This is a genomic window from Microvirga lotononidis, from assembly GCF_034627025.1.
Classification (GTDB): domain Bacteria; phylum Pseudomonadota; class Alphaproteobacteria; order Rhizobiales; family Beijerinckiaceae; genus Microvirga; species Microvirga lotononidis.
Genome location: NZ_CP141048.1, coordinates 148,240 through 165,435, shown reverse-complemented (window position 1 = coordinate 165,435; position 17,196 = coordinate 148,240). Strand labels below are relative to the sequence as shown.

Sequence of the window (17,196 nt, the reverse complement as noted above, 5' to 3'; positions counted from 1 at the left end):
GACCGCCGTCGAAGCCTGCGGAAAAGACTTCGGCGCCGACGTTAGAGCATTTTTCCGCGAAGTGGATCCGGTTCACCGTCAAAAAATGCGTCTCAGCAGAGAAGAGAGATGATTCCACGCCAGTGGAAACAGCTCTAGTCGCGGGTCAAGCCAGTCGGCCCGCGCGCCGCAGGAGGCGCTCGGCACGCAGGAGGTGAGGGCGGTCGAGCATCTCGCCGTTGACCCCGACGACACCAGCTCCCGGATGGGCTTTGAAGGCCACGATCACGGCCCGGGCTCTTTCGATGGCCTCGGCTGAAGGGGTGAAGGTCTCGTTGATCACAGGAACCTGAGCCGGATGGATCGCCATCTTGGCGGCGAAACCATCCCGCCGGGCCGCTCGGCATTCGGCTTCCAGCCCGGCAGTGTCCCGGAAATTGGTAAAGACGGAATCGATCGCGTCGATTCCGGCCGCCGCGGCGCCGAGAAGGGTGAGAGAGCGGGCGAGGCGGTATGGGTCCGTATAGGCGCCGTCATCGGTGCGATTGGTCTCGGCGCCGAGATCGGCCGACAGGTCCTCGCCACCCCAGGTCAGGCCCATGAGACGATGGCTCGCGCCTGCGAAGGTGCCGAGCGCGAACACGCCGGCGGCGTTCTCCGTGGCGATGGCGAGAATGCGGGTACCCCCGTCTTCCAGACCGAATTCCGCCTCCCGCACCGCCAGCTTGGCTCCCAGATGCGCGACGTCGGGACCTCCGATCGTCTTGGGCAGAACGATGCCATCGGGGGCAGCGCGGATGACGTCGTCGAGATCCGCGTCGATCAGGCCTGTCGTGAGTCCGTTGACGCGCACGAAGAGGCGGGGACGTTGCGCTACGCTACGCTGCTCGGCGAGGAAGGAGGCCGTGATGCGCCGGGCCTCTTGCTTTGCATCGAGCGCAACCGAATCCTCCAGGTCGATGAGGAGCACGTCGGCTCCCGAGTTCATGGCTTTCTCGAGCTTCTTCCGGCTGTCGCCCGGCACGAATAGCAGCGAGCGCATCAGGCGCTCCTCTTGCGCATGAAGGCCTGGCGGCGGCATTCGGCCACGAGCGTGCCGTCCTGCTTGTAGGCGCGGTGAACGAAGTCCACGATGCCCGCGTCGGGTCGCGATTTCGACTCGCGCTTGGCGACGATCTCCGTCGTCGCATTGACCGTATCGCCTTCGAACAGAGGCGCGGGAAACTTCACGTCCGTCATGCCGAGATTGGCGATGGTCGTCCCTACGGTGGTGTCGTTGACGGAGATGCCGATCATGAGGCCGAGGGTGAACAGAGAGTTCATGAGCGGCTTACCCCATTCCGTCTCAGTGGCGCAGAAATGCGCGTCGATATGGAGGGGCTGCGGGTTCAGCGTCATGTTGGAGAACAGCATGTTGTCCATTTGCGTCACCGTTCGGGTAAGGCGGTGCCTGATGGTCGTTCCGACGACGAAATCCTCGAAATAGAGGCCGCCCCTCGGGTGCCTGCTCTCATCGCTCATGACTTCACCTCATCGTTTTGACCGGCATGTTGGATCCCATGCCTTTGCTGCTTCAATAGCCGAACTGCTCCCGCAGGATCCGTTCGTCCAGGCTGTGACCGGGATCGTGCAGCATCACCAGATCGACGCTGCGGTCCATGGAAACGTGCACGTGGGAAACATTGCGGAATTCCGTGTGGTCGGCCACCGCGCTGACGGGCCGGTTCTCGGCTTCGAGAACCTCGATTTGAATCTTGGCGTGGTCAGGCAGGAGTGCGCCGCGCCAGCGCCGAGGGCGGAAGGCCGAGATCGGCGTCAGGGCTAGGAGAGGAGCATTGAGCGGCAGGATCGTTCCGCCGACCGAGAGGTTATAGGCGGTCGAGCCGGCCGGAGTTGCAACCAGGATTCCATCGGCGATCAGTTCGGCGATGCGGACGTGGGAATCGACGCTGATGCGGAGCTTCCCCGCCTGATAGGTCTGCCGGAACATGGCAACTTCGTTGATGGCCCGCGCCGTATGCGCCACCCCATGCATATCCCAGGCCACCATCAACAGGGGATGAACGACGCTGCGCTCGGCATCTTCCAGTCGCTCGAACAGGTCTTCCTCCCGGTAATCGTTCATCAGGAAGCCGACCGTACCCTTGTTCATGCCGTAAATGGGCTTGGAGGTGCCCATGAACCGGTGGAGGCTCTGCAGCATCAACCCATCGCCGCCGAGGGCCACGATGACATCGGCCTCTTCAGGCCGAACATTGGCATACAGGCCCTGGAGGATCTTGAGCGCACTTTGGGCGTCGGGCGCGTCGCTGGCGACGAATGCGATATGGTTGAAACGGCGGGCCATGCCCAGTTACCCTCGTGGCGTCCCATTGGATGCGGAGGACAGGCATAGCATGGATCGCCCACTTCTCGTCTATACGACCTTTCCGGATGTGGACATCGCCCTGTCGACGGGCGAGGCGCTCGTTCGGGATCGGCTGGTCGCCTGCGTCAACGTGCTGCCGGGGATGCAATCTGTGTATGGGTGGAAGGGTAGCATCGAGCGGGGGCAGGAGGCGGTCGCCATCCTGAAGACCGTCAAGGGCCTTCAGGATCAGGTCCATCGGGCCCTCAAGGAGAGGCATCCATACGAGACACCGATCATTCTCTTCATCGAGCCGACCGGCGCCGATGCGGCCACCCTGGAGTGGCTGATCGCGGAAACGTCCGGAACCGGGACTTAAACGGCCGGGCTCCACTGTACGGGCACGAAGCGGAAGCCGTTGCCGTCCTTGGCGATATGGCCCGTGGCCGGGAATGGTGCATGATAGAACGCGACCTGGGCCCGTTCGGAGGCAGCGAGTTCGAGCATCTTGCGGCGGGTTGCGCGGGCTTGGTCCGCATCCATGTCGAACACCGCCGACCAGTCCGGATTGCGCACGAACAGCGCAGGATGGTTCGCCGTATCCGACAGGATGAGCAGCCGGCCCGAGCCCGAGGAGAGCATGTAGGCCGTATGGCCCGGGGTGTGACCGGGAGCGGCGATGCTCGTCAGGCCGGGCACGACCTCCTTGTCCATCTCATATTGCTTCACGTCCTTGGCGATGGGGCCAAAGACGCGCCGGGCCCCCTGGAAACCGCCCCTTGCGCCTTCCGGAGCCTGGTTCATGCGGGCGTCGTCCATCCAGAAGGCCCATTCGACCGCCGGCACCATGACCTCGGCATTCGGGAACACCGCCGTGCCGTCCTTCAGGCGCAGGCCATTGATGTGGTCGCCATGGAAGTGGCTGATGATGACGGTGTTCACCTGGGCGGGATCAAACCCGGCTGCACGAAAGTTCGCCATCCAGCGGCCAGTGGTCGGCGCTCCTGAATCGCCGTTCCCCGTGTCGATCAAGGTCAGCCGGCCACCATTGTTCAGGACGAGAGTCGTGAAGGTGTTCTGGATCGTGTCCTGAGGCAGAAACGCCTCGCGAGCCGCCTGCTGGACGGCTGCGAGGTCCGCGTTGCGGATGAAACCCTCGAGAGGCCGTGGCGCGACGCCGTCGTTGATGGCCGTCACCTCTATGTCGCCCACCTTGTAGCGATAGAAGCCGGGAGCTTGTCGGGCACCAGCTCCCTGGTTAGGGGCGGCCGAGGTCGATTGAGCCAAGGCAGGACCTGAGAGAGGAGCGGCTGCGAGGACGGTGCTGGCGAGAATTGTGCGGCGTGTCAGTGTCATGGATGTCTCCAGGCGTGGGAACGGAAGCCTAGAACGGCCAGGCTTGGAGACAAGGGACGGGATTCTCACAAGTCAGAGAGCGGGGAAGGCCGCGGCGCTTGCCAGATGATGCAGGGCAATCCCGCTGGTGGTCGCGACATTCAGCGAATCGAACCCGCCGCTCATGGGAATGGATACAGTGCGCGTCCGGGCCAAGAGGGCTGAAGGCAGGCCGGGGCCCTCCGCTCCGAGGAGCAGGGCCGTCCGCTGCGAAGGCTGAACCTGCGCGAGGATTTCCTTGCCCGATGGGGACAAAGCCATCACGTCGAAGGAGGCTGCCTGTAAGGCCTGTACCATGGCGTCGGCGGACGGTACTCTCGTATAGGGCACCATCAGCGCTCCTCCTACCGAAACGCGAATGGCCTTGCGGTAAAGCGGATCGCAGGTTTCGTGGTCGAGCAGGACGGCTCCTACGCCGAAAGCCGCCGCATTTCGGAAAATCCCGCCCACATTGTCATGGTTCGCCAAGCCGATCAGCCCGACGACCAGGGCCTTCTCGGGCATCTGTGAGAGCAGTTCCTCGACCGGTGGAAGGGAAGCCCTGCGGGCTATGGCCAGAATGCCTCGATGGATCGGAAAGCCCACGATGGCATCCATTACGACCCGGGTCGCCGTATAGATTGGGATTTCTGGAGAAAGCACATCCAGGACGTCACCCAGGGTTTCGGCCCGGCTTTCCGCAAGCAGAAGCGATTCGATCTTGAAACGGGATTGCCGCGAGAGCACCCGTAGGACCACTTCTCCCTCCGCCACGAAGCGGTGCTCCCGCCCGACGAGGTCGCGCTCCCGCACTGCGCGATAGGGTTCGATCCGCGGATCGTCAGGATCTGAAACAGAAATCAGCATGGGACTCTATGGGTGGTAGCGGCTTGCTTTGTCGCGCCTGTCTAATCCGTGCCGACGTCTTTGCCTATGCGCAACCAGGCGAGGAACAACGACTCGGCATACCTGTTAGCCCCGTGAGAACGCTTGGACTGCAATATGCAGTCCTCCGCTGGGAGACGACATATGGATTGGGATATCGCGGATGGTTGGGTATGGGCCCTGGTGATTGTCGGCGGGCCTTTGCTGATCGGCATCTTCATGGCCGTTTTTGGCAGCCGGCGCCGCAGGTTGAATCGAGTCGAACAGGAAGTATCCGATCAGGCCGCTCACGAGAACTGGGGCAAGGAGCGGATCCGGTGAGCTCCTAACCGCCTGTGAACGGGATCAAGATATACGGGGCCGCGTTTCCCGTTCATGAATTTCCGGGTGCTCGGACTTGGCCGAAGAGCTGATCCAAGGGTTACAAGCCGGCGAGTTCCTTCGAGAGTCGGTTCGCCATAACGGCGACGACGATGGCCGAGGCCACGGCCGCGGATCCCATCACGTTCAGCAACAGCACATCCATCTGCGCCTCCGTCACGACATGGAGCACATAGCCTAAGCTGCATTCCTGCAGGCATTGCCTGGGCAGGCGGGCTACCCCGGCGGACGGTGCATGAAGCGCCGACTGGGTAAATCTCCCGCCCGTCCCGTCCATGGGCGCCTTGAGATCGGTGACGGAAGGCTGAAACTGATGGTCGCTTCCACGATTGCGGCATTCCTGCTCCCTCTGGCGCGGCGACTCAGTCAGGTCCTACGGCGCAGGCCTGCATGCAGGGCGGGCAGGAGACCGGCGGAGCCTGCCACCCACCGACCAGGTCGCCCAGCCGTTCGAGCCGCGATGGTCACGATGCCGGAAACCCAGGCGTACCGGGAGCGCCGCCGGCAGCTCTCAGGGAGGCCGGGATTACGGCCAATGGAGGACCGCAGCTTGGCACTCGGCCGCCGACGCGCTATGCCGGGTTTATGCTCAAGCTTGAAGAAGGTCTGGCCGGCCATAGCCTCAGGGCGAAAGGCTTTTCACTGGATCTGCAGGACGAACTAGGAAGGCTGACGAAGGACATCAACGACCTCAAACGGCGAATCTTCGATCAAGTCGCGCTCATTCAGGAGCTTGCCTGGGAGGCCAAGCCTACGGGAGACGCCAAGGCGGCGTTGCACGAGATGCAGGCGACGCTTGGGGATTGGCGCGCCCACAGGGACCTGCTCGTGAAACTTCAAACGGCGGAAATTTAGTTCATGCGCGCCGGGAATAAGCCCGCCTCTCCATCGTTTACTGAGGAAGTTGTGATGGGGGCGCGTTATGGATGCCGACGACACGAGATCCCTTTGGGTTGCCTTGTTGGCTGCCTTGGGGCTGAGTTTCCTGGCCCTGCTTCTCGCCGCCTATCTGAGCCTCGCCCTGGATTGAAGCGCTCTCCGACAATCTGAAAATTTTCGAAAGCGGATCCGCCGACAACGCCGGACAAGCGTCCTGTCGGACGAGGGCGCCTTCACGATTCCCGTTGTCTCTGAAGATCTTTCGCCACTCAAAAGGGAGGAGTGGTGCCGGTGGAGAGGATCGAACTCCCGACCTTCGGTTTACAAAACCGCTGCACTACCGCTGTGCTACACCGGCCAACGTCACGGTGCTCAGGTAGCAGCCCATGGCGAAGGACGCAAGTTCCACACAAACGTAAATATTTAGTGTTCCAGCACACCGAAACCATGGCCCGATTATGGAATTGTCAGGAAAACATGGTCACGGAGTTGGTATTATGAAGGTCTCAGGGGCTTCTTCTGGGAAAGTTATCTCGCGCCTCGGCGCCATCAAGGCTCTCGCTGCCCTAGCGGTCGTTCTTGGCGTCGCTATCGCGGCGGATCAGGCGCAGGCCGGCCATGCAGGGCATGGCGCGGCAGCCAAACCCGAGAGGCAGGCAGCCGCAAAGGTTGCCACAACGGATGTGGAAACGACGTCTTCCATCGAGACGAAACCCTCGACGGACGACGCCTGCAGCATTTCCCGCAAGCGCCTCTTCGTGGAAGGCGAGGGCTGGATCGTCCGCCGAGTAACCACCTGCTACTGAGCGGCCGCCCCTTCAGGGATGCCGAAATGAAAAGCCCCGCTGTGAGGCGGGGCTTTCCCGTTTGGTGAGTTCCTTTGAAAGTCAGCGCTTCGCGCCAACGCCTTCGAAGGTCATGATGTCCCGGTCCTTGGTTTCCGGCACGAAGAGCAGGCCGACCACGAAGGTCACCAGGGCAATCACGATCGGGTACCAGAGGCCGTAATAGATGTCGCCCGTGGCTGCCACCATCGCGAAGGCCGTCGGCGGCAGGAGACCCCCGAACCAGCCATTGGCGATGTGGTAGGGCAGGGACATCGCAGTGTAGCGGATGCGGGTGGGGAAGAACTCCACCAGGGCCGCCGCGATGGGGCCGTACACCATCGTGACGTAGATCACGAAGATCGTCAGGATGCCGATGGCCTTCAGGGCCTGGGCATTGCCGAGTGCCGCGAAGAAGCCGCTGACCTTCACGATGCTCGGGTCGCCCGCCTTCGGATAACCTGCCCCCGCCGCAGCCTCGGTAAAGGCGGTGATGTTGGCCGGAACCGCGGGAGCAAGAGGAGCTTCTGTGCCGTTGAACGTCACCTTGACGGGCGTGCCGGCGGCGGCCGGGACGAGCTCGTACTTGATGGCCGCACGGGCGAGAGCCACGCGAGCCACGTCGCATGGGGCCGTGAAGGTGCGGATGCCGACCGGGTCGAACACCGAGCCGCATGCGGCGGGATCGGCCACGACCTGGACCTTGGAAGTCTCGAGCGCCTGAGCCAGCCGTGGGCTGGCCACGTTCGTGAGAGCGCCGAAGAGCGGGAAGTAGGTGATCGCCGCGATCAGGCAGCCGCCGAGAATTACCGGCTTGCGGCCGATCTTGTCGGACAGCGCGCCGAAGAACACGAAGCCGCCGGTGCCGAGGATCAGCGACCAGGCGATCAGCACGTTCGAGGTGAGCAGGTCGACCTTCAGGATGCTTTGGATGAAGAACAGGGCGTAGAACTGGCCCGTGTACCACACCACGGCCTGGCCGATGGCGAGACCGATCAGGGCGATGAGAACCATCTTGAGGTTGCTCCACTGGCCGAATGCCTCCTTCAGAGGAGCCTTCGACTGCGTGCCCTCTTCCTTCATCTTCTTGAAGGCCGGGGATTCCTGCATCTGGAGACGAATCCAGACCGAGATGCCGAGGAGGACGACGGAGAGGAGGAACGGGATGCGCCAGCCGGCGATCGGCCAGCCTTCGCCGGTCTGGAAGCCCTGCTCACCCATCCAGGTACGGAGCACGAGGATGACGACGAGGGAGAGGAGCAGGCCGACCGTCGCCGTGATCTGGATGAAGCTGGTGTAGAAGCCGCGACGGCCCACCGGAGCGTGCTCGGCCACGTAGACCGCAGCGCCGCCGTACTCGCCGCCGAGCGCCAGTCCCTGGAGCATGCGCAGGGCGATCAGCACCACGGGGGCGACCCAGCCGATCTGGCTGTAGCTCGGAAGCAGGCCGACCAGGAAGGTCGAGCAGCCCATGATCAGGATGGTGATCAGGAAGGTGTATTTCCGGCCGACGAGGTCGCCGATGCGGCCGAACACGATGGCGCCGAAGGGGCGCACCAGGAAGCCGGCTGCGAAGGCCAGGAGTGCGAAGACGTTACGGGTCGTCACGTCGAAGGCGGAGAAGAATTGTGCGCCGATGATCGTGGCGAGAGAGCCGTAGAGATAGAAATCGTACCATTCAAAGACGGTACCGAGGGAGGAGGCCAGAATGACCTTCTTTTCCTCCCGCGTCATCGGCCGCGCCGAGGCGGCCGCATGAGGCGTGGTAGCTGCTGTTGCCATAGGGTTCCCTTCCATTCATCCCCGGTTTTCCGGGTTCTGAGCCGCAGGCCATGCGTGGCAGGCCTGGGCCGCGGCATCGTGGCTGCGCTCGGCAACCAAGAATCCAACGAATGGAAAGCTACCTCGGGGCAACCTTTCCACAATTCACAATTGGTATTTGCGACTTCCGTCTAAGGAGCTGTTGAAGAAGAACGATTTATTAATCTCGTCAGATATTTAGCTACCGCCTTCGCCGTCACTTTCGAGTGCTTCTGGAGGCGCCTCTGACCACAGCATAAAGGCTGATCGCGGCGGCATTGGAGACGTTGAGGCTCTTGATGGCCCCGGGCATGTCGAGCCGGCCGATGACGTCGCAGCACTCGCGCGTCCTTTGGCGCAATCCCTTGCCTTCCGAGCCCAGCACGAGAACGACGGGCAGACTGATCTCCACCTCGTCGAGATTGGCGTCGCCGGACGAATCGAGCCCGATTCGCTGAAAGCCCCGTTCGCCGAGGGCGTTGAGCGTGTCGCCGAGATTGCGCACGATCATGAAGGGGACGTGCTCGAGGCCTCCCGACGCCGATTTGGCCAGAACGCCGGTCGCTGCCGGGCTGTGCCGGGCCGTGGTGATGATGGCTTCCACGTCGAAGGCGGCGGCCGTGCGGACGATGGCGCCCACATTGTGCGGATCGGTGATCTGGTCGAGGGCGAGCACCACGCGCTTGCCGCTCAAGGTGTCCACCGACGGAGAGGGCAGGGGATCGGCCTCGGCGTAAAGGCCCTGGTGCACCGCGTCGGGCTCCAGGAGGCGGTTGATCTCGTCCGGGCGGACAATCTCAGGTTCGATGGGAAGAGGAGAGTCCAGCTCTTCGCTCAGGCGGCGGGCGGAGTTCTCCGTCGCCAGGAGGCGGCGAATGGTCCTCCGGCCGTTCCGAAGCGCCTCGACCACGGGGTGCCAGCCATAGAGGATGGTCGTGTCGATCTCGAAATTCGGGCGTCTGGCGTGGGCATCGCGGCGACCGGGTTTCCCGTGGGGACGCTGGAATCTCGGCTTGCGGGACTGGAAGGGGCGGTCGCTCATGCTGTTCGGATCTCGTTTGGTGAAGGTAGCGCCATAGCACAGGGAGCGCCCGTTCACGACCCATCAGATTCGATACGCTTTGAGGTTGACACCGGCCATGCAGGTCACCATAAGAGCGCCACGGAGCGCTTGACCACGTCGGGCGCTTCGCAGAACAGCCTCGGCGTTTTGCGTTCGGGTTGGGTCTCAAGGGGGAATGTCCCGAGCGGCAAAGGGGGCGGACTGTAAATCCGCTGGCTATGCCTTCGTAGGTTCGAGTCCTACTTCCCCCACCACCCAATCAGAAGGTCACGCGGGTGTAGCTCAATGGTAGAGCAGCAGCCTTCCAAGCTGAATACGAGGGTTCGATTCCCTTCACCCGCTCCACCTTCCGCGATCACAGCCGCTCAGCTTGTAATTTCGGGCCGCAGGGCCTTTATACAGGCCAAACCTGCCCGGCGGCGAGGTGTCTGACGATCCGGTTCCCACAGGTTCGAGGGCCGGGTTATCCGGCATTAGGTTCTGCAATATCGAAATTCGCTCTTGCACAAAGAGCATAACCGCAATATCGGACGCCCCTGGGTTTTTTGTTCCTGGCCTATGCAAGGTAGAGATCAATGGCGAAGGAAAAGTTTGAGCGGAATAAGCCGCACTGCAACATTGGGACGATTGGTCACGTGGACCATGGCAAGACGTCTCTGACGGCGGCGATCACGAAGGTTCTGGCGGAGTCGGGTGGGGCGACGTTCACGGCGTACGACCAGATCGACAAGGCGCCGGAAGAGAAGGCGCGCGGCATCACGATCTCGACGGCGCACGTGGAGTACGAGACCACGAACCGGCACTATGCCCACGTGGACTGCCCCGGCCACGCCGACTACGTGAAGAACATGATCACGGGTGCGGCGCAGATGGACGGCGCGATCCTGGTGGTGTCGTCGGCCGACGGGCCGATGCCGCAGACGCGCGAGCACATCCTGCTGGCCCGCCAGGTTGGCGTGCCGGCCCTGGTGGTGTTCATGAACAAGGTCGACATGGTCGACGACGCCGAGCTGCTCGACCTGGTCGAGCTCGAGGTGCGCGAGCTTCTGTCGAAGTACGACTTCCCCGGCGACGACATTCCGATCGTGAAGGGCTCGGCCCTGTGCGCTCTGGAAGACCGCCAGCCTGAGATCGGCCGCGAGCGGGTGCTCGAGCTGATGGCCGAGGTCGACCGCTACATCCCGCAGCCGGAGCGTCCGGTGGACCAGCCGTTCCTGATGCCGATCGAAGACGTGTTCTCGATCTCGGGCCGCGGCACGGTGGTGACGGGTCGCGTCGAGCGCGGCATCATCAAGGTCGGCGAGGAAGTGGAGATCGTGGGTCTGCGCGACACGCAGAAGACGACGGTCACGGGCGTCGAGATGTTCCGCAAGCTGCTCGACCAGGGCCAGGCCGGCGACAACGTGGGCGTTCTGCTGCGCGGCACGAAGCGCGAGGACGTGGAGCGCGGCCAGGTGCTGTGCAAGCCCGGCTCGATCAAGCCGCACACGAAGTTCAAGGCCGAGGCCTACATCCTGACGAAGGAAGAGGGTGGCCGTCACACGCCGTTCTTCGGCAACTACCGGCCGCAGTTCTACTTCCGCACGACGGACGTGACCGGCGTGGTGAAGCTGCCTGAGGGCACCGAGATGGTGATGCCGGGCGACAACATCACGATGGAAGTCGAGCTGATCGCGCCGATCGCCATGGAAGAGAAGCTGCGCTTCGCCATCCGCGAAGGCGGCCGTACCGTCGGCGCCGGCGTCGTCGCCGCCGTGATGGACTGATACCGATCCAGGCGGTGGATTTCCGCCGCCTGTTGACCGCCGGAGGAGTGTAGCTCAATCGGCTAGAGCACCGGTCTCCAAAACCGGGGGTTGGGGGTTCGAGTCCCTCCACTCCTGCCAGCGGTCGACAAAGCGGGCGTTTTGCGTTAGAGAAACGCCCCGTAGATGGTTTGAACAGGTGGCGCGAGGCTCGGAAAGCAGCCTCGCGCCCCTTCAATTTGGGCTCAAGCGTGCCCTTAGAGGACGTTCTCAGCCGCTCTCACGGTGATGTGGACGCAAGCGAAATGGCAAAGACGAACCCGTTCGATTTCATACAGCAGGTCCGCTCGGAAGCTGCGAAGGTCACGTGGCCGACGCGCAAGGAGACGATGATCACGACCGCCATGGTGTTCGTGATGGTGGTGGTCGCCAGCGTCTTCTTCCTGGTTGTCGATCAGGCCCTCGGCTGGGGCGTCCGCTCGGTGATCCTCGGGCTCGGCGGTTAAGGGGTGGATGGAATGACGAAGCGTTGGTACATCGTCCACGCCTATTCGAATTTCGAGAACAAGGTTGCCCAGTCGATCAAGGATCAGGCGGCTCAGCGCGGCCTGGAAGACAAGTTCGACGAGGTCATGGTTCCGACCGAGAAGGTCGTCGAGGTGCGCCGTGGCCGTAAGGTCGACACCGAGCGCAAGTTCTTCCCGGGCTACGTGCTGGTGAAGTGCGACCTGACCGACGAGGTTTACCACCTCATCAAGAATACGCCGAAGGTGACGGGCTTCCTGGGAGCCGACAAGTCCAAGCCGGTTCCGATCCCGGATCGGGAAGCCGAACGGATCAAGGGTCAGGTGGCCGAGGGCGTCGATCATCCCAAGCCGTCCGTCAGCTTCGAGGTCGGCGAACAGGTTCGCGTCTCTGACGGCCCCTTCGCCTCGTTCAATGGCGTGGTCGAGGAAGTCGACGACGCCCGGGCCCGCCTCAAGGTGGCGGTGTCCATCTTCGGCCGCGCAACGCCGGTCGAACTCGAATACGGTCAGGTCGAGAAGATCTGATCGGAAGGGGAGTGGTACCTGCCCGGTAGCGCTTTCCAGGCCCCTTGAGAGGGGCTTTCATCCGCGGGAGGTCTGCCCGGTCGCCAGCCGGGAGTTCCAGACTGCACCGCGATCTGCAACTGCCATTCCGCTCGGTTGGCGCCGGGCGGTTGGTCCATTGGGAGCAGTCCTATGGCAAAGAAAATCTCGGGCTACGTTAAGCTTCAAGTGCCCGCAGGCGCAGCCAACCCGTCGCCGCCGATCGGTCCGGCGCTCGGTCAGCGCGGCCTGAACATCATGGAATTCTGCAAGGCCTTCAACGCGAAGACCTCGCAGATGGAGAAGGGCACCCCGATCCCGGTGATCATCACCGCGTATCAGGATCGTTCCTTCACCTTCGAGATGAAGCAGCCCCCGGTCTCCTACTGGCTGAAGAAGGCCGCGAAGATCGACAAGGGTTCGCAGACCCCCGGTAAGGGCGGCACCGTCGGTCGCGTCACCCGCGACCAGATCCGCGAGATCGCCGAGAAGAAGATGGTCGATCTCAACTGCGACACCGTTGAATCCGCCATGGCCATGATCGAGGGCTCCGCGCGCTCGATGGGCATGGAAGTGGCGTAAGGAGGGCATGATGGCTGTTAAGGAAGGTAAGCGCATCAGCGCGGCCCGCGAGGGCATCGAGGTCACCAAGCTCTACCCGATCCAGGACGCGGTGAAGCTGATCAAGGAACGCGCCAAGGCGAAGTTCGACGAGACCATCGAGATCTCGATGAACCTCGGTGTCGATCCCCGTCACGCCGACCAGATGGTCCGCGGCGTCTGCAACCTGCCGAACGGCTCCGGCCGGACGGTCCGCGTTGCCGTCTTCGCCCGCGGCGCCAAGGCTGACGAGGCCAAGGCTGCCGGTGCCGACGTGGTGGGCGCCGAGGAGCTCTTCGAGACCGTCAACGGCGGCACGATCGACTTCGATCGCTGCATCGCCACTCCGGACATGATGCCGCTCGTCGGCCGCCTCGGTAAGGTTCTTGGCCCGCGCGGCCTGATGCCGAACCCGAAGGTCGGAACCGTCACCATGGACGTGAAGGGGGCCGTCGAGGCCGCCAAGGGCGGCGCCGTCGAGTTCCGCGTCGAGAAGGCCGGTATCGTCCACGCCGGCATCGGCAAGGCCTCCTTCGACGAGGGCAAGCTGGTGGAGAACATCAAGGCTTTCGCCGATGCGGTCTCCAAGGCGAAGCCCTCGGGCGCCAAGGGCACCTACATCCAGCGCGTCGCGATCTCCTCGACGATGGGCCCGGGCGTGAAGGTCGATCCCTCCTCGGTGATCGGCGGCTAAGCGGCCCATTGCCAGACAATCGGAAAAGCCCGGCCTCCGCGCCGGGCTTTTTCTTTTGGCCAATCCCATTTCCGTCGTTTCTGGTGCAAAAAATGTCGACGGCCTGTCGATCCGGCCGATCCCCGTTCGTCGTATGAACAGGAGAGCCCGTTCTGCTCTGCCCAAGCACAAGGAGACGAGACGATGCGCGTGATGGTACTGGTGAAGGCCACGAAGGACAGCGAGGCGGGCCTCAAGCCCTCGGCCGAGCTCACGGAGCTGTTCGAGGCCATGGGCCGGTTCAACGAGGAGCTGATCAATGCCGGGATCCTCCTGGCCGGCGACGGGCTCAAGCCCTCGTCCGAGGGGAAGCGGGTGGCCTTCGATGGCCCGAGCCGCACCGTGATCGACGGCCCCTTCGCCGAGACCCGCGAGCTGGTGGCGGGGTTCTGGCTCTGGGAGGTCAAGGACATGGCTGAGGCTCTCGAATGGGTGAAGCGGTGCCCCAACCCGATGCCCGGCCCGAGCGAGATCGAGATCCGCCCGATCTACGAGCTGGCCGATTTCGGCGATATCGTCACGCCGGAGCTCGCTGAGCGCGAGAACGAGCTCCGCGCCCGGATCTCGGGCCAATAGGTCCCGCCATAGCCCAATTCCCCTGACGACTGTGACGATAACCGACCTCCGCCACACCATCGAGACGATCTTCCGGATCGAGCGGGCCAGGCTCATTGCCAGCCTGGCGCGGATGGTGCGCGATGTCGGACTGGCCGAGGAGCTGGCCCAGGACGCGTTCGTCACGGCTCTGTCCGAATGGCCGAGAACAGGGGTCCCGACAAATCCCGGCGCCTGGCTGAACGCCGCCGCCAGGCGCCGGGCGATCGACCTTATCCGGCGCAACAGGATGCTCGCCCGGAAACATGCCGAGATCGGTCGCGATCTTTCCGAGGAGGACGAGGGCGGGGTTGCAGCGATCGAGGCCGCCATGGACGACGAGGTCGGGGATGAGCTGCTGAGCCTGATCTTCATCGCCTGCCACCCAATCCTGTCGCCGGAAGCTCGGGTCGCCTTGACCCTGCGGCTGATCGGCGGACTGACGACGGAGGAGATCGCCCGGGCCTATCTCGCCAGCGAGGCGACCATCGCCCAGCGCATCGTCCGGGCGAAGAGAGCCCTCGGCAAGGCCGGCCTGTCGTTCGAGGTGCCGCGCGGACGGGAACGGCAGGAGCGCCTCTCCTCGGTCCTGGCGGTGATCTACCTGATCTTCAACGAGGGCTACTCTGCGACCTCCGGAGCTGATCTCACCCGCCCGGTCCTGTGCGCCGAAGCCCAGCGCCTCGCCCGCATCCTGGCGGGTCTCGCCCCCGACGAGCCGGAGGTTCTCGGCCTCCTCGCCCTGGTGGAGATCCAGGCTTCGCGCTTGGCAGCCCGCATTGGCCCGGATGGTCTGCCGATCCCCCTGACGGAACAGAACAGGGCCCGGTGGGACAGGCTTCTCATCCGCCGAGGCCTGTTGGCTCTCGAGCGGGCCGAGGCCCTGGGCGGCGCCCTCGGGCCCTATGCCCTCCAGGCCGCGCTCGCCGCCTGCCACGCCCGCGCCAACCGGCCTGAAGACACGGATTGGGCGAGAATTGCCGGCCTCTACGATCTGCTCTGCCTCGTCATGCCTTCGCCCGTGGTCGAGCTCAACCGGGCGGTGGCGCACAGCATGGCTTTCGGACCGGACACCGGTCTGAGGCTCCTGGACGACATCGATCCGACTTCCCTGGCCCAGTACGCCCCTTTGCCTGCAGCGAGGGGCGCTTTCCTGCTCCGTGCCGGCCGACCCGCCGATGCCCGGGCCCAATTCGAGCTTGCGGCCTCCCTCAGCCGGAACGAGCGCGAGAGGGCCTTCCTACTCGGAAGGGCCGCGGCCTGTTCGCAGAACGCGGATCAGAACAAGGTCTGATCGCCCCAAGGGAAGGGGCGTCGCTTTTGGGGCTTGAATATTGCGCTTCCAGCCATCACATTGTTGCAGGTGGGAGCAGGGATATATATATGCCATGATCGAGCTAATCGGTGCCATCGGGCTGGTCTTGACCGGATATCTGGCGACGCGCGGTCTCATCGGGACGTCGCAACCGGCTCCTCAGGCCGTTCCCGTCCGGGTGGCATCCAGGCGGTCCCTCCGCCCGCGGCCATAAAAACCTTAAACTTATCCTACCCTACCTCTTGGCAAGAGGGCGAAAAGGGATTATAGGGATTCTTTGAGTTTCCAACATATGCCGAGGCTCCGCTTTTGCGCGTGCCTTTGGCTGCTAATCCGTCCCGGAGACGGGGCGGTGACAAGCCGGCGAGCTAAAGGGTAACCTTTGGCGCGTTCCGGCTATGTCCTGTCCGAGACTGCAGGTGCCGGCTTGCCGGTTTAATTCGTAAGGGCCTGCATAGACGGGGAAGCCGAGTTTTTTATACCTGCATCAACGCAGGTGAAGAGGATCGGTTCGAACCATCTCACCCGGTGCGCCGCCAGGCGTCATTTGGGGGACAGGGCTTGCGAGAGCGTCGTTCAGGGATGCCTCGGATGCAAGTCCGGGCCTTGAACGGCAAATGCAACCGGCGGACATTTCCGCCAACCGGAGAGAGCCCAGTGGAAAGAGCAGCAAAGCGCGAGCTCGTCTCGACTCTCAACGACGTGTTTAGCACCACGAGCGTTGTCGTCGTCGCCCACTATGCTGGTCTCACGGTCGCCGACATGCAGAAGCTGCGTTCGCAGATGAAGCAGGCCGGCGCCACCGTGAAGGTCGCAAAAAACAGCCTCGCCAAAATCGCTCTCGAAGGCAAGGACGTCGCGTCCATCTCGGGCCTTATGAAAGGTCCGACCCTGATCGCTTATTCGAGCGATCCGGTCGCGGCTCCCAAGGTCGCTGTCGATTTCGCCAAGGGTAACGACAAGCTCGTGATCCTCGGCGGCGCAATGGGCACGACCGCCCTGAACGTGGACGGAGTGAAGGCGCTTGCCACTCTGCCGTCCCTCGATGAACTGCGCGGCAAGCTGGTCGGCCTCATCCAGGCCCCGGCTACGAAGATCGCTCAGCTCAGCACTGCGCCGGCGGCGAAGCTCGCCCGCGTGTTCGGGGCCTATGCCAAGACAGGCGAAGCGGCGTGAGGCCGTAACCTCAACCATCAAACCGTTCGAACTGAACTTAAGGAACTAAGAAATGGCTGATCTTGCCAAGCTCGTTGACGATCTTTCGTCGCTGACCGTTCTCGAGGCTGCCGAGCTCTCGAAGATGCTCGAAGAGAAGTGGGGCGTTTCCGCCGCCGCTGCTGTTGCCGTCGCTGCCGCTCCGGGCGCTGGCGCTGGCGCTGCTCCTGTTGAAGAGCAGACCGAGTTCACGGTCGTCCTGGCTTCGGCCGGCGACAAGAAGATCGAGGTCATCAAGGAAGTCCGTGGCATCACGGGCCTGGGCCTGAAGGAAGCTAAGGACCTCGTCGAAGGTGCGCCGAAGCCCGTTAAGGAAGGCGTTGCCAAGGACGAAGCCGAGAAGATCAAGGCGACCCTCGAGAAGGTCGGCGCCAAGGTCGAGCTTAAGTAAT

21 protein-coding genes and 4 tRNA genes are annotated in these 17,196 nt (G+C 63.3%); 16 read left to right on the top strand and 9 right to left on the bottom strand.

Features of this window, described 5'->3' with window-relative positions; all coding sequences use genetic code 11:
- Positions 1-145 precede the first annotated feature (145 nt).
- The 3 genes from U0023_RS00810 to U0023_RS00800 are packed head-to-tail and all read right to left on the bottom strand — an operon-like array spanning position 146 to position 2,326.
- On the bottom strand, positions 146-1,021 hold the full coding sequence (locus U0023_RS00810) for an HpcH/HpaI aldolase/citrate lyase family protein (RefSeq protein ID WP_009764268.1): 876 nt from the start codon (positions 1,019-1,021) through the stop codon (positions 146-148).
- Positions 1,021-1,500: a MaoC family dehydratase gene (locus tag U0023_RS00805; RefSeq protein WP_009764269.1), complete on the bottom strand. Its 480-nt coding sequence runs from the start codon at positions 1,498-1,500 to the stop codon at positions 1,021-1,023. The genes U0023_RS00810 and U0023_RS00805 overlap by 1 nt, the downstream gene beginning before the upstream one ends.
- A 52-nt stretch (positions 1,501-1,552) precedes the next feature.
- A complete protein-coding gene (locus U0023_RS00800; protein ID WP_009764270.1) occupies positions 1,553-2,326 on the bottom strand; it encodes an NAD kinase in 774 nt (257 codons plus the stop codon).
- A gap of 49 nt (positions 2,327-2,375) precedes the next feature.
- Here U0023_RS00800 and cutA point away from each other — a divergent pair, with 49 nt between their 5' ends.
- Positions 2,376-2,705, top strand: a complete 330-nt coding sequence (gene cutA, locus U0023_RS00795) for a divalent-cation tolerance protein CutA (RefSeq protein WP_009764271.1) — start codon at positions 2,376-2,378, stop codon at positions 2,703-2,705.
- Here the strand turns inward: cutA and U0023_RS00790 are convergent.
- The gene (locus tag U0023_RS00790) at positions 2,702-3,682 is read right to left on the bottom strand and encodes an MBL fold metallo-hydrolase (protein ID WP_009764272.1); all 981 of its coding nucleotides are present in this window, start codon (positions 3,680-3,682) and stop codon (positions 2,702-2,704) included. The two genes, cutA and U0023_RS00790, sit on opposite strands and share 4 nt — an antisense overlap.
- Positions 3,683-3,754: 72 nt before the next feature.
- A complete protein-coding gene (locus U0023_RS00785; protein ID WP_009764273.1) occupies positions 3,755-4,567 on the bottom strand; it encodes a TrmH family RNA methyltransferase in 813 nt (270 codons plus the stop codon).
- 162 nt (positions 4,568-4,729) lie between these two features.
- Here U0023_RS00785 and U0023_RS00780 point away from each other — a divergent pair, with 162 nt between their 5' ends.
- Complete coding sequence (locus U0023_RS00780) at positions 4,730-4,906, top strand: hypothetical protein (RefSeq protein ID WP_009764274.1); 177 nt, start codon at positions 4,730-4,732, stop codon at positions 4,904-4,906.
- A gap of 100 nt (positions 4,907-5,006) precedes the next feature.
- Here U0023_RS00780 and U0023_RS00775 read toward each other — a convergent pair whose 3' ends face one another.
- Positions 5,007-5,243: a hypothetical protein gene (locus tag U0023_RS00775; protein ID WP_009764275.1), complete on the bottom strand. Its 237-nt coding sequence runs from the start codon at positions 5,241-5,243 to the stop codon at positions 5,007-5,009.
- Positions 5,244-5,551: 308 nt separating this feature from the next.
- On the opposite strand from U0023_RS00775, the gene U0023_RS00770 reads away from it, so the two are divergent.
- Positions 5,552-5,821 carry a hypothetical protein gene (locus tag U0023_RS00770; RefSeq protein ID WP_040638761.1) on the top strand — a complete coding sequence of 90 codons (270 nt, stop codon included), beginning with the start codon at positions 5,552-5,554 and terminating at the stop codon, positions 5,819-5,821.
- A 307-nt stretch (positions 5,822-6,128) separates the two neighbouring features.
- On the opposite strand, the gene U0023_RS00765 is transcribed toward U0023_RS00770, so the two are convergent.
- Positions 6,129-6,203: transfer RNA gene (locus U0023_RS00765), tRNA-Thr, on the bottom strand.
- A 139-nt stretch (positions 6,204-6,342) separates the two neighbouring features.
- On the opposite strand from U0023_RS00765, the gene U0023_RS00760 reads away from it, so the two are divergent.
- On the top strand, positions 6,343-6,651 hold the full coding sequence (locus tag U0023_RS00760; RefSeq protein ID WP_009764278.1) for a hypothetical protein: 309 nt from the start codon (positions 6,343-6,345) through the stop codon (positions 6,649-6,651).
- 81 nt (positions 6,652-6,732) lie between these two features.
- Here the strand turns inward: U0023_RS00760 and U0023_RS00755 are convergent, their stop codons facing one another.
- Both U0023_RS00755 and U0023_RS00750 read right to left on the bottom strand, forming a co-directional pair.
- On the bottom strand, positions 6,733-8,451 hold the full coding sequence (locus tag U0023_RS00755) for an MFS transporter (RefSeq protein WP_009764279.1): 1,719 nt from the start codon (positions 8,449-8,451) through the stop codon (positions 6,733-6,735).
- Positions 8,452-8,686: 235 nt separating this feature from the next.
- On the bottom strand, positions 8,687-9,511 hold the full coding sequence (locus U0023_RS00750; protein WP_009764280.1) for a TrmH family RNA methyltransferase: 825 nt from the start codon (positions 9,509-9,511) through the stop codon (positions 8,687-8,689).
- 190 nt (positions 9,512-9,701) lie between these two features.
- Here U0023_RS00750 and U0023_RS00745 point away from each other — a divergent pair.
- The 12 genes from U0023_RS00745 (at position 9,702) to rplL (ending at position 17,195) form a co-directional block, all read left to right on the top strand.
- A tRNA-Tyr gene (locus U0023_RS00745) sits at positions 9,702-9,786 on the top strand.
- Positions 9,787-9,803: 17 nt separating this feature from the next.
- Positions 9,804-9,877: transfer RNA gene (locus tag U0023_RS00740), tRNA-Gly, on the top strand.
- Between the two features lie 230 nt (positions 9,878-10,107).
- The gene (tuf, locus tag U0023_RS00735) at positions 10,108-11,298 is read left to right on the top strand and encodes an elongation factor Tu (protein WP_009764297.1); all 1,191 of its coding nucleotides are present in this window, start codon (positions 10,108-10,110) and stop codon (positions 11,296-11,298) included.
- A 43-nt stretch (positions 11,299-11,341) separates the two neighbouring features.
- Positions 11,342-11,418: transfer RNA gene (locus tag U0023_RS00730), tRNA-Trp, on the top strand.
- Positions 11,419-11,582: 164 nt separating this feature from the next.
- Positions 11,583-11,783, top strand: coding sequence for a preprotein translocase subunit SecE (gene secE / locus U0023_RS00725; protein ID WP_009764283.1), 201 nt, complete (start codon positions 11,583-11,585; stop codon positions 11,781-11,783).
- 12 nt (positions 11,784-11,795) lie between these two features.
- Positions 11,796-12,329 (top strand): transcription termination/antitermination protein NusG, encoded by a 534-nt coding sequence (gene nusG, locus U0023_RS00720; RefSeq protein WP_009764284.1) that lies wholly within the window; start codon positions 11,796-11,798, stop codon positions 12,327-12,329.
- Positions 12,330-12,500: 171 nt separating this feature from the next.
- Positions 12,501-12,929 carry a 50S ribosomal protein L11 gene (gene rplK, locus U0023_RS00715; protein ID WP_009764285.1) on the top strand — a complete coding sequence of 143 codons (429 nt, stop codon included), beginning with the start codon at positions 12,501-12,503 and terminating at the stop codon, positions 12,927-12,929.
- Between the two features lie 10 nt (positions 12,930-12,939).
- Positions 12,940-13,641 (top strand): 50S ribosomal protein L1, encoded by a 702-nt coding sequence (gene rplA, locus U0023_RS00710; RefSeq protein ID WP_009764286.1) that lies wholly within the window; start codon positions 12,940-12,942, stop codon positions 13,639-13,641.
- A gap of 183 nt (positions 13,642-13,824) precedes the next feature.
- The gene (locus U0023_RS00705; RefSeq protein ID WP_009764287.1) at positions 13,825-14,256 is read left to right on the top strand and encodes a YciI family protein; all 432 of its coding nucleotides are present in this window, start codon (positions 13,825-13,827) and stop codon (positions 14,254-14,256) included.
- A 31-nt stretch (positions 14,257-14,287) separates the two neighbouring features.
- Positions 14,288-15,568 carry an RNA polymerase sigma factor gene (locus U0023_RS00700; protein ID WP_009764288.1) on the top strand — a complete coding sequence of 427 codons (1,281 nt, stop codon included), beginning with the start codon at positions 14,288-14,290 and terminating at the stop codon, positions 15,566-15,568.
- Positions 15,569-16,246: 678 nt separating this feature from the next.
- The gene (gene rplJ / locus U0023_RS00695; RefSeq protein ID WP_009764289.1) at positions 16,247-16,765 is read left to right on the top strand and encodes a 50S ribosomal protein L10; all 519 of its coding nucleotides are present in this window, start codon (positions 16,247-16,249) and stop codon (positions 16,763-16,765) included.
- Between the two features lie 52 nt (positions 16,766-16,817).
- Positions 16,818-17,195 carry a 50S ribosomal protein L7/L12 gene (rplL, locus tag U0023_RS00690; RefSeq protein WP_009764290.1) on the top strand — a complete coding sequence of 126 codons (378 nt, stop codon included), beginning with the start codon at positions 16,818-16,820 and terminating at the stop codon, positions 17,193-17,195.
- Position 17,196 lies beyond the last annotated feature (1 nt).